Below are 11,931 nucleotides of genomic sequence, written 5' to 3' on the forward strand. Positions count from 1 at the left end.
GCCAGCGATCGCCGTCCAGGGGCCCCGCCATGACCGAAGCGAGCAACAAGGATCCAAGGAAAGTCAGGATAAAAGGGGCGCGTTGCCTCCGAAATGTGGCGTTTTTTTGCGAAAACAATGCATAATTTAAAATATGTTACAGCCCCCGGGCCCGTGGTCGGGCCGCAACGCCGGGGGCTTATGGATAGGGGGCTCCGTGCGTGAGAGTTACCTGCTCGCACTGTGCCTGACGCTCGCGGGCGCACTTGCAGCGATCAGTCTTCTGTTCTTCCGCCGGGAGCGCGCGCTGCGCCGACGCCTGACGCGGGATGAACTGACCGGCCTCCTTAGCCAGCAGGAGCTGCATCGTCGCGTGCGCGCCTGGCTGGGTCAGCCGCAGGGCACGACCCGGCGCGGCGCCTTTTTTCTCGTCAGCTTCGAACACTATGCCCAGATCAGCGCCATGCTGCGGGCCGGTGAAGATCAGGCGCTGCTGGTTCAGGTGGCCGATCGCATCAGCCTGGTCGCCCGCGCGCTCGGGGGCATGGCCGCACGCACCGGGACCGACTCGTTCACCGTCTGTGTGCCCGGCGTTGACGAGGAGGGCGCTGCCCAGGTGTCTGCCAAACTGCTGGCCGACCTGAGCGTGCCTTATGAACTGGGCGCCCGTCCCCTTATTGCCGTCTTTCGCATCGGCGCCGCCCTTTACCCGGCCCACGGCCGCAGCGTCGAGGAATTGCAGCGCTGCGTGCAGGTCGCGATGGTGCCGCTCAAGGATCAGGGCGGCCAGGGCTGGAATCTCTTCGACTTCCGGCTGCTGGCACGCCAGCGGGACCAGCAGGGCCTGGAAAACGACCTTCGGCTGGCCCTGACAACGCCGGCCATGGAGCAGTTCGAGCTCTACTACCAGCCGGTCTGCGACAGCGCGAGCGGCGTGGTGCAGGGGTGCGAAGCGCTGCTGCGCTGGCATCACCCCGTACTGGGCAGCGTGTCGCCCGCCGTGACGATCGAACTGGCCGAACGCAGCGGCCTCATCGTGCCGCTGGGCGCCTGGATCCTGGAGCGCGCCTGCTCGCAGGCGGCGCTGTGGCCGGCTGCGTGGCGCGTGCACGTGAATCTGTCGGTCAAGCAGATGAACGAGGACGGGCTGGTTCAACTGGTGTCGGACGTGCTGGCCGCCACGCGCCTAGCGCCGTGCAAGCTGGTGCTGGAGATCACCGAATCCATCTTCATCCTGCACTACGAGCGGCATGTGAAGATCCTGAACACACTGCGCGACATGGGTATCGGGGTGGCGCTGGACGACTTCGGCTGCGGCTATTCCAGCCTGAACCATCTGCGCCATCTGCCCATCGACTGGGTCAAGATCGACCGCAGCTTTATTTCCGCCCTGGAGTCGGACGCCGGCAGCCGCGAGGTGGTTTCCGCCCTGTTCGGCTTGTGTCAGGCGATGCACCTGCCGGTCGTGGCCGAAGGTGTCGAGACGGAAGGCCAGCGCGAAATCCTCAAGTCGCTGGGATGCCGGGTGATGCAGGGTTTTCTGCTGGGGCGGCCTGCGCCGGCCGCCGAAATCCAGGCTTTGGCTGCGGCGGTGTCATAATCGGGGTTGCTTGCAAACCCGACCTGTTGACTCCTTATGCCCGGCAATACCCTAGGAACTCTCTTTACCGTCACGAATTTCGGCGAATCCCACGGGCCGGCCATCGGTTGCGTCGTGGATGGCTGTCCCCCGGGGCTGGCCCTCACCGCGGCCGACATCCAGTTCGAACTGGACCGCCGCCGTCCGGGCACCTCGCGCCATGTGACGCAGCGCCAGGAAGCCGATCAGGTCGAGATTCTGTCCGGCGTGTATGAAGGGGTCACCACCGGCACGCCCATCGGCCTGCTGATCCGCAATACCGACGCGCGCAGCAAGGATTACTCGAATATCGAGGACACCTTCCGGCCCGGCCACGCCGACTTCGCTTACTGGAACAAGTTCGGCGTGCGCGACCCGCGCGGCGGCGGACGATCGTCGGCCCGCCTGACCGCGCCCACCGTGGCGGCCGGCGCCATCGCCAAGAAGTGGCTGGCCGAGCAGTACGGCGTCAAGGTGCGCGGCTACATGAGCCAGCTCGGCCCCGTCGCCATCCCGTTCGTTTCGTGGGACGAAGTGCCCAACAATCCCTTCTATGCGCCCAACGCCGAGGTCGTGCCCGAACTGGAAGCCTACATGGACCAGTTGCGCCGGGACGGCGATTCCATCGGCGCGCGGATCGAGGTCGTTGCCGAGAACCTGCCGGCCGGCTGGGGCGAACCCATCTACGACCGCCTCGATGCCGACATCGCCCACGTCATGATGGGCCTGAACGCGGTCAAGGGCGTCTCCGTCGGCGCAGGCTTTGACTGCATCACGCAGCGCGGCTCGGAACACGGCGACGAAATCACGCCCGAAGGCTTTCTGAGCAACCACGCCGGCGGCGTGCTGGGCGGCATCTCCACCGGGCAGCCCATCACCGTGTCGCTCGCGATCAAGCCCACTTCCAGCATCCGCGTCGAGCGCCGCTCGGTCAACCGCGCCAACGAGCCGGTGATGGTGCAGACGCTGGGCCGTCACGACCCCTGCGTGGGCATCCGCGCCACGCCGATCGCCGAGGCGATGCTGGCGCTGGTTCTGATCGACCACGCGCTGCGCCATCGCGGGCAGTGCGGCGCCGCCTCGGTCTGATACGTTTTTCCGTTGTTGAAAATGGCTTGGAGGCCGACATGAAACAGAAGCGTCATTTTCTGCGCAATGCCGGAGCCGTGCTGTCGCTGGCCGTGCTGGCGGGCTGCACCGGCATGAACACCACGCAGTCGGGCGCCGTGGGCGTCAACCGCACCCAGTACATGTCCAGCATGGTGCCTTCGCAGGCGCTGGAACAGGAAGCAACCCAGCAATACGCCGAGATCCTGCAGCAGGCCAAGTCCAAGGGCTTGCTGGACAAGGATGCCAAGCAGGTGGCGCGGGTGCGCGGCATCTCGCAGCGTTTGATCGCGCAGGCGGGCGTGTTCCGTCCGGATGCCACAAGCTGGAAATGGGAAGTCCACGTGCTGTCCAGCGACGAGGTCAACGCCTGGTGCATGCCCGGCGGCAAGATCGCGGTCTATACCGGCCTGATCTCCAAGATCAACCCAACCGACGATGAGCTGGCTGCGGTACTGGGCCACGAGATCGCCCATGCGTTGCGTGAACACGCCCGCGAGCGCGTGTCACAGCAGATGGCTACCAGCCTGGGCCTGCAGGTGTTGTCCATTGCCACCGGATCGTCGGCCGCGTCGGACCTGGGCGGCGAATTGACCAATGTGATGTTCACGTTGCCCAACAGCCGCACGCACGAGACCGAAGCGGACCGCATGGGTGTTGAACTGGCCGCCAGGGCAGGTTACGACCCGCGTGCGGCCGTGACGCTGTGGCAGAAGATGGGCGCTGCCAGCCAGGGCAGCGCACCGCCCGAGATCCTGTCCACCCACCCCTCGGCAGCTTCGCGCATCAGCGACCTGCAAACGGCGGCGCAGAAGGTGATGCCGCTTTACGAGCAGTCCAAGGGACAAGCCGCGCGCTGATCGCGCGGGGGCGCGGCGCTCCGGTTGGGGCGCCCGCCGGCTTGCCGGGCCCAGCCCGGACCGTCCCGCTTACTCCACGCTTGCCGTCTTGACGCCCTGGCCTCGCATGATGTCGATGCCCAGCCCTTGCAGGATGCGTTGCGTTTCCGCATCCGGCACGTCTTCCGCATAGACGGCAATCCCCAGCGACCGGGCCGTTTCCAGCACCGAGGCCGTGAGCTGCTGGCTGCCCGGGCTTTGCGACATGCCGCCCACGAAGCCCCCGCCCAGTTTCACGTAGGACAGTGGCAGCGTGTGCAGTTGCGCCACCGCGCCGAACTGCTGCGCCAGCCGGCGCACGCCGATGCGGGCGCCGAACTCCGCGGCGACGCGGGCAAACGCGGTGATCTGCTCGTGGCATTCCACCAGGCCGTGCGCGTCGATTTCCACGTACAGGCGGCGCGCAAGCGGCCGGTTTTCGGTCAGCAGCAACGCAAGCTGGCGCAAGAACTTCTGGCCGCGCAGCGACGGCAGCGACACGCGTACGGCGAGCTCGCCCGCGTGGCTGGCCAGCCATTCCAGGCCCAGCCGCACCGCTTCCAGATCGCACTCGGCCACCAGGTCCAGCCGCACCGCCGGCGGAATGAAAAGCGTGGCGGGGATCGGCTCCTGATCCGGGGCAGTGCGCAGCATCAGCATGGCTTCGGTGCGCACGACGCGACCATTCAGCGCCAGCAAGGGTTCGGTCGACAGTTCGAAGTGACGGCCTTCCAACGCCGTCTGGATGGCGTCCTTCCAGGCGCGCTCGCCGGCTTCCGACGGCGAATGCGTGTCCGTGGCGCCCGCGATGACGACCTGGTCGTTGCCAGCGCTTTCCGCGCGCATCAGGCCGAAATCCAGGCGGGCAAGCACGGCGCCAGCCTGGCTGCCGTGTCCGTAGTCGGTCATGGCCTGCGCCCAGCGGCAAAGATGACCTTCGCCGACTGGAATTCGCGAGGCATGCAGGTCGGCCCGGACCTGCTCGGCCACCATCATGGCTTGGGGCGCCGCGCAGCCCGGCAGCAGCAGCGCAAAGTCCGATCCATTCAGCCGCGCCAGCATGGGCGCGGCGACGTGCATGCGTTTGAGCGTGCCTTGAATGCGTTCGCAGGCGGTGCGCAGCCACTGATCGATGAATTCGCGCGGCATGTGGCGGTTCAGGTCGGCCAGGTCGCGCTGGCGGAACACCAGCACATGCCCGCCATCGACCCGCGACGTTCCCGCCGCCCGGGTTTCCAGCGCGCGGCGGAACTCGTTGACGAAGTACTTTCGGTTGGGCAAGCCGGTCACGGGGTCCTGGTTCAGCTCCAGTTCCAGCGACTCGATCTTGGCGTTCTGTTCTTCGACGCTGGCGTGGATGCGCTCGCGCGTCTGGTTCAACGCCTGCACCACGCCGGACAGTTCCGGCACCCGCGCCTCGACCTGCTCGCCCGGCGCATCCCGGCCGATGCCGCGGACGTGGTCGCTGATTTCGCGCAGCAGACGGTTCTTGATCCACCCGACCAAAACGAAGGCGAAGATGGCCCAAAGGATGCCCGCGCCGACCACCAGCGCAATCATCTTCAGGCTGCTGCGCCACAGGGCTTCCCAGGCGTAGGCGTCGTTGGCGATCAGGGTGACTTCGCCGATCTGCCGCCAGCCGTCGCTGACGGCATGGCTGGCCGCTTGGCTATCCAGCGGCGCCAGCGCCTGGAACCACGCCGGCACGGACGCGGCGGTGGCGGTCGATCTGCGTTCGATCAGCACCTTGCCGTCGGGATCGGTCAGGCGCACCAGCGAAAAGTGCCCGCCATCGTAAAGCGCGGACACCAGCAGTTCCTGCACGACCGGGTCGTTGTTCGCCGGCTGCGACAAGGACAGGGCCAGCGATACGGCCGCGTCGGTGCTTTGCACCTGAAGCTGGCCCGACAGGTACTCGCGCGCCGAGTTGACGCTGAGCGCCAGCGTTCCCAGCAAGATGACGCTGATGGCGAGGGTCACGCTGAGCAGTAGCTGTCGAAGTATGGACATAGTCTTATTTCCGGACGTCAGGGGCGGATGCCTTCCCGTTCCATGCGTTGAAGGAGGTCGCGCCAGCGGCTGAGGCGGTCGACAGGCGCGGCCGCCTTGCCGTCCACGTAGACGCCGTCGGCGTTGAAACTGAACACCGGCGTCAGGTCGCGCCGCTGCGTGGCCGGCAGGATGGTTGAAATCAGGCTGTCCAGCACAAGCGGGACGGCATTCGGGGTTTCGTAATAGCCCAGCACCATGTGGGCCACCTGGCTGCTGCTGGCCGCGCCGCCGATGCGGGCGCGCACATAGATGAAGCGCAGCTTGTTGGCCGGCACCCCCATGGAGAGCAGGGTGAAATACTTGCCGATGACATAGTCTTCGCAATCGCCGGCGCCCCGGCCCAGCGACTCCAGCGGCGTGGCCCAGTAATCGGCCTGCTTCCAGATGATGGAGTCCTCGCCGGAGAGCAAGGCGCGGTTCCAGAAGTCGTTGGCGACGGTGAGGCGGTCGCGATCCGATGCCGGAGCGGGGCTGCGCAGCAATTGCAGCCAGTTCGATACGGACTTTGCGCCCTTGGCGCCGTAGCGGCTGGCGGACAGGCTTTGCAGCCTGTCCGTGTTGATCTCCAGCGCCGAGCTGCCGCTCCACCCGCAAGCCAGGCATAGCAGCGCCACACGGCACAGAGTCAGCGCGCTACGAAAACGGCGGGTTGGGGGCATGAAACGGATTTTCACATTTTTTCGGGCATCTTGGACGTGCCCTTGAAAAAATGCGTCGGGCGGGAGGGTAAGGCCTGGGCCGGCCCTCCCGTCACGTCGATGATCAATGATGATCGACGTTCAGCTTCCCCTTCTGCAGCAGGTCGTTGATGATGGCCTGGTTGCTGACGGCCTGACCGTGGACGTCGTGGGTGAGATCGACGCCCTCCAGCACGATCTTCTGATCGGCACCCTGGCCGATCTGGCCCTTGGTGTTGATCTCGAGAATCGTATTGTTGGCGTTGGCCGGATCCTGCTTGAAGTTGAGGTAGTTGGACAGATTGCCATCCTTCTCGCCCACGAGCAGGTCCTTCAGGTCCAGCACATCGCCGCCGTCTGCGGGTTTGGCCAGCGAGAAGTCCTTGATCCGGTCCACGGCCGGGTTGGACGTGGTTCCCTGATCGTTGAACTCCCAGCGGAACGTATCGGAACCGTCGCCACCGATCAGGGTGTCGTGGCCCTTGCCGCCGATCAGCACGTCGTTGCCCTTGCCGCCGTTCAGGGTGTCGTTGCCATCTCCCGCAAGCAGGATCTCGCTCTTGTCGGTGCCCAGCAGGCTGCTGCCCGCTTGATAGGCCACCGACACGTTGGCGCTATCGCTATGGCCGTCCGCCGTACTGATCGTGTACGAGGAATTGGCCACGGTGTCGGCGACGGCAGATGCGCGGGAATAGTCGACGGTCATCGTGAGAATGTAATTCTCCGGGCCGTCACCAAACCAACCCGAGCCGTTGTCGTCAAGATTGACAAGGTGGATTTCGTATTGGCCATCGGCCGTGGGGCTGATGCTGTCTCCGCTCTGCAGCGCTTTGTAGGGACCCGACGTTCCGGCGAGGCGATACTCCATCCGAACCCAGTTCTCCTGCATGTCATGACTCAGCGTCAGGACTTCGCCAGCCTTCATGGCAAAGGTGATCGTGTCCTCATCGTTGCTGCGGCTAGCGCCCACGCTGGCGAGGTATCCATCTACCTTGATCTGAGCCCGATTCTGGCCGATCTGAGCCAGATCAGCGCGATCTACCGTCAGGAACTTGTTCGCATTGACGTTGCCGTTCGTTCCAGCGAACGGAAGCTCCTTGACCGACGAAGCAATGAAGTCGCCTCCCTTATCCTTCCAGCCCGTGTTCACCGTCAGCGGTCCGATCGTCAACGCGCCCGTGCCGCGCACGTCGTTGGCGAGCAGCGAGCCGGCCTGAACCGTCAATTGCGGGCTAAGGATGTTGGTGATCACCGTGTCGTTCACGGCATCCGGGTTTTGATAAACCGGCGCCGTCACCGTCAGCGTGAGGCTGGAGCTTGCCGTATCGCCGTCGCCATCCCTGACCGTGTACTGGACGGTGTCGGTGCCGGCGGCTTGCGGCTGGTAGCGATAATCGCCCAGGTTTTCACCCGCCAGATCGATCGTGAACTTGCCGTGCGACGTCGTCACCGTCAGTTCGGACTTGGCCGAATCGAAGGTGAAGGTCGCGCCGGAGCTGGCCGTGACCTTATTGGTCGAAACGTCGTAGTTGAACGTCTTGCCGTCGATCACCAGTTGCGTGATGCGCGCACCGGCCAGGTCGGCGCCCAACGTGCCGCCCGCCGAGATGTCGCCGACGATCGGCGGTGCGATGGTGTCCGAAATCGCCGTATCCAGACCGTTCAAGTCCTTCACGATGATCGTGTTGCTGTCTTGCGGCTTGCTGGGGTTGTAGGACACCGGATCGATGTACGTGCCGGTGGCGCTGGTGCCAAGACCGATGCCGTAGGAATTGATCTGGTTGTCCGTAAGGAACTTTTCCCACGTCGCCTGCTGAGGGGCGTAGACGGGACCGTTCTCAGGATTTCCGTCGGTGAAGAAGTAGGAAATGTTCTGGACATTGGCGCCTTCCAGCTTGCCCGTGCCAGAGTTGTTCCACGCCGTCATGGCGGTGTTCAGCGCAGCTTCGTAGTTGGTGCCGCCACCGTAGCTCAAGCCATCGACCAGCGTCTTGGCTGCGGCCAGCGACATCCAGCCGCCGCCCTTCTGACTCGCGGACGAGTTGAATTCGACAATCATGACGCGCACGTCGCCGGACTCGCCATACTGGTCGAGCAGCTTGGCGACCGAGGATTTCAGTACATCCAGGCGCGTCAGCTCACGCTTGTTGCTGTAGACACCGCTACCGTAGTTCATGCTGCCGGACGTATCCAGCGTGAGCATGATGTTGGTGCCGCGTGACGACAGCGCGGAGCTGTCGGCAATCGGGACCAGGTTGGGCGCCGTATCGGTCACCAGCACGCCCAGGTCGCCCGTCGCCTTGCCGCCGAACTTGTCTTCGACCGTGATCGCGAAGTGGTCCTGGACGTTGGTGTCGTCGCCGGTGTGTTGCTGCGCGCCGCTGGTCTGGTAGGTGTAGGTCACCTTGCCGGTTGCCGCGTCGTAGCCGGTGAGCGTCAGCGTGCCCTTGCTGGTGGTCAGCGTGAGCGGGTTGCTCGACAGGCCCGCCAGGCGGTCCAGAGTAAGCGTCGCGTCGGCGTTGCCGGTGCCGTCGATCGAGATCGACTTCAGTCCGGCTGCCGCGGTGATCACGAAGGAACCGCTGCCGGTGGCCTGTGCTTCGGACACGCTCAGGACGCCAGGGGCGCCGGCATTGTTGTCTTCGATCGTCAGGGTCGGGCCCGTGGGCTCGACACCGCCAACCTGGAACTGGCCGTTTGCGAAATCGCCATCCGCGTCAGTCACTTGGTACGTGAAGTCGATCAGCTTGTTGGCCGTGCCGTTCATGGGCTGGTACTGATAGAACTCCCACTTTCCGGTGGCCGGCGTCAGGCGGATCTCGAACACCAGATTGCCCGACGCATCCAGACCCTGGATCAGGTTGCCGTTGGCAGCCACATTGGTCTTGATTGCGCCGCCATCACGCGTCGTCAGGCCGCTTTCCACGCCCGTCAGCTTCAGCGTGCCGGGGCCGTCAGCGCCGTAGGCAAATTGCAGGTTGCCGTCGGCGTAGGCGATGGCATGGACATCCTGGCTGCCCAGGAACGTCACGCCAGTCACCGTGAAGTCGCTGTTGTCGCTCGACGAATTCTTGTGGTTGTCCGTGGCAGACACGACGATCGTGTCGAAACCGCCTTCCTCGACCCGGAAGTTCGCCGCGTAGTCGCCGCCGCTCTTGTCGGAGGTGAAGGTGCGTTCGGCGATCAACACGCCATCGCGGTAGAAACGTGCGATGCCGCTTTCCACTTCGCCCCCATACATGGCGGCGAAGTCGATGGTTGCGCCGTAGGCGATCTTTCCGCCGGTCAGACGGATCGTCAGTTCTTCCGACGCGCCCTGGCCGTTCAATTCGCGGTAGTCCACCTCGTTCGCGATGTTGTGATACGGGGAGCCCGAGCTCGCCACACCCAGCCCTGCGGTGCTCTGGTTGACCTTGGCGTCGATCAGCGTCAGGTCGTTATTCGACGTGAATCCCTTGGCCGAGACTTCCACGGCGCCGTTGCCGAACGTGAACTTCCACTGGCTATCGCTGCTGGAAGAGCCGGCAAAGGAGACCTTGCCGGTATAGACATCGGGAATGCCGGCGGACTCGACGTTGACGGGCGCGTTCTGCTGCACGACAGGCGAATCGTCTTCGATCGTGACGTTCAGCGTGGTGGTGACGGGCGCATTGACGCCGTCCGCGACCTTGACGGTCACGGACAGGCCGACCGTGTCTTCACGCGTCGTGTCCGGATGATCCACCGGCGCCAGCATCTGCACCGTGTAGGCGCCAGCATTGTCGATCTTGATGATGATGGCGTCGGTGGTGCCGGCGCGGCCGGTCAGCGTATGGCCATTGTCGGACAGCGTCCAGTTGATTGGCACGCCGTCGGAGCTGAGGCTGCCATTGGCCGGCGCCACCAGCGTGATCGTGTAGGCAGCTCCGCTGTTGTCGTCGGTGATGTTCAACTGGCCATTGGCCTTCGCCGAATCGGTGGTGTCGGACGTGCCATTGCCGTCCTTGATGCCACCGCTCAGGCCTTCCTCGGACACCGCGACGGACGCGTTGCCCACGACAGGCGGCTTGTTGATGTCAACGATGGCCGCATTGCCGCTGTCCGAGATGCCTGCCGGAAGGGCGGTACCGCTAGCGGTCTGACCGGAGAGCGTGGCGTTGAGCACCATGCTTTCGGTGCCTTCGTAGATGCCGTCGGCAGTCGTGGGCACTTGGACGACGATGCCGCCGGTGGTGCCGGACGGAACCTTGATGCTGTACGAGCCGTCTGCGTTGGTCGTCACCGCCACGGACGTTCCGCCGATCGTCACAACGGGCTTGCCGTAGTCGGCGCCGGTAACCTGGCCGCCCAGCGTGAAGGTCAGCGTCGTTTCGGCATCGACCGGCTTGCTCAGGGTCACGTTGAAGCTCGCCGTGTTCCCTTCGGTCACGTTGCCCGCGTCGGAGACATTGAGCGACGGCACATCGGCGCCCGGACCACGGCTGTCCACGATGGCGGCGTTGCCGGTATCGGTGATGTTGCCAGGCAGGGCGAGGCCGCTGGCGGTGTTGCCCGAGAGCGTGGCTTCCAGGGTCAGCTGTTCACGGCCTTCGAACACCGAATCATCGGTGGTCGGTACGGTGACGACGATGCCGCCAGTCGTGCCGGCCGGCACGGTGATGCTGTAGGAGCCATCGGCGTTGGCCGTGACGGTGGCGGGCTTGCCGCCGATCATGACCGTGGGCGTGCCCACGTCGCCGGCTTCAATCTGGCCGCCGAGCTTGAACGTCAGGGTGGTGTTGGCGTCAACAGCCTTGGTCAGCGCAACGTTGAAGACGGCGTTGCTGCCTTCGTTGACGTCGCCCGCGTCGGAGACGGTCAGGGTCGGCACGTCGGCGCCCGGACCACGATCGTCCACGATGGCGGCGTTGCCGGAATCGGTGATGTTGCCCGGCAGGGCGACGCCGCTGGCGGAGCTGCCGGTCAGCGTGGCGTCGAGCGTCAGCTGTTCGCGGCCTTCGAAGACGGCGTCATCGGTGGTCGGGACGGTGACAACGATGCCGCCAGTCGTGCCAGCCGGCACGGTGATGCTGTAGGAGCCATCGGCGTTGGCCGTGACGGTGGCAGGCTTGCCGCCGATCATGACCGTGGGGGTGCCCACGTCGCCGGCTTCAATCTGGCCGCCGAGCGTGAACGTCAGCGTGGTGTCGGCATCGACAGCCTTGGTCAGCGCGACGTTGAAGACRGCGTTGCTGCCTTCGTTGACGTCGCCCGCGTCGGAGACGGTGAGAGCCGGCACGTCAGCGCCCGGGTTCGGGTTCGACGGGTCAGTGCTTTCCGTATCGACAATCGTGGCGCTGCCGGAATCGGTGATATTGCCAGGCAGCGCGACGCCGCTGGCGGTGTTGCCCGAGAGGGTGGCGTCAAGGGTCAGCTGTTCGCGGCCTTCAAAGACGGCGTCATCGGTGGTCGGGACCGTGACCACGATGCCGCCAGTCGTGCCGGCAGGCACGGTGATGCTGTAGGAGCCATCGGCGTTGGCCGTGAGGGTGGCAGGCTTGCCGCCGATCATGACCGTGGGCGTGCCCACGTCGCCAGCTTCGATCTGGCCGCCGAGCGTGAACGTCAGCGTGGTGTCGGCATCGACAGCCTTGGTCAGCGC

General features: G+C 65.1%; 6 protein-coding genes. 3 read left to right on the plus strand and 3 right to left on the minus strand.

Annotated features, from left to right (window positions below; translation table 11 throughout):
* Positions 1-196 precede the first annotated feature (196 nt).
* From ASD87_RS00545 to ASD87_RS00555, 3 genes are read left to right on the plus strand one after another with little or no spacing between them, the layout of a single operon-like run.
* Positions 197-1,579 (plus strand): bifunctional diguanylate cyclase/phosphodiesterase, encoded by a 1,383-nt coding sequence (locus tag ASD87_RS00545; protein WP_056315772.1) that lies wholly within the window; start codon positions 197-199, stop codon positions 1,577-1,579.
* 36 nt (positions 1,580-1,615) lie between these two features.
* Positions 1,616-2,686: a chorismate synthase gene (gene aroC / locus ASD87_RS00550; RefSeq protein ID WP_056315774.1), complete on the plus strand. Its 1,071-nt coding sequence runs from the start codon at positions 1,616-1,618 to the stop codon at positions 2,684-2,686.
* A 38-nt stretch (positions 2,687-2,724) separates the two neighbouring features.
* Complete coding sequence (locus ASD87_RS00555) at positions 2,725-3,564, plus strand: M48 family metallopeptidase (RefSeq protein ID WP_056318592.1); 840 nt, start codon at positions 2,725-2,727, stop codon at positions 3,562-3,564.
* Positions 3,565-3,633: 69 nt separating this feature from the next.
* On the opposite strand, the gene ASD87_RS00560 is transcribed toward ASD87_RS00555, so the two are convergent.
* From ASD87_RS00560 to ASD87_RS27265, 3 genes are all read right to left on the minus strand, one after another.
* On the minus strand, positions 3,634-5,592 hold the full coding sequence (locus ASD87_RS00560; protein ID WP_056315778.1) for a LapD/MoxY N-terminal periplasmic domain-containing protein: 1,959 nt from the start codon (positions 5,590-5,592) through the stop codon (positions 3,634-3,636).
* A gap of 17 nt (positions 5,593-5,609) precedes the next feature.
* Positions 5,610-6,293 (minus strand): transglutaminase-like cysteine peptidase, encoded by a 684-nt coding sequence (locus ASD87_RS00565; RefSeq protein WP_056315781.1) that lies wholly within the window; start codon positions 6,291-6,293, stop codon positions 5,610-5,612.
* Between the two features lie 103 nt (positions 6,294-6,396).
* Positions 6,397-11,931, minus strand: a 5,535-nt coding sequence (locus ASD87_RS27265; protein WP_162256751.1) for a type I secretion C-terminal target domain-containing protein, incomplete at its 5' end; no start/stop codon positions are given.

Origin of the sequence: Achromobacter sp. Root170 (genome assembly GCF_001428165.1) — a bacterium.
Lineage (GTDB): Bacteria > Pseudomonadota > Gammaproteobacteria > Burkholderiales > Burkholderiaceae_B > Achromobacter > Achromobacter mucicolens.

Excerpts from the sequence above, each read along its gene's own strand:
- ASD87_RS00565 (WP_056315781.1), bottom strand. The coding sequence starts at position 6,293 with ATGCCCCCAACCCGCCGTTTTCGTAGCGCGCTGACTCTGTGCCGTGTG.
- ASD87_RS00560 (WP_056315778.1), bottom strand. The coding sequence starts at position 5,592 with ATGTCCATACTTCGACAGCTACTGCTCAGCGTGACCCTCGCCATCAGC.
- ASD87_RS00555 (WP_056318592.1), top strand. The coding sequence starts at position 2,725 with ATGAAACAGAAGCGTCATTTTCTGCGCAATGCCGGAGCCGTGCTGTCG.
- aroC (WP_056315774.1), top strand. The coding sequence starts at position 1,616 with ATGCCCGGCAATACCCTAGGAACTCTCTTTACCGTCACGAATTTCGGC.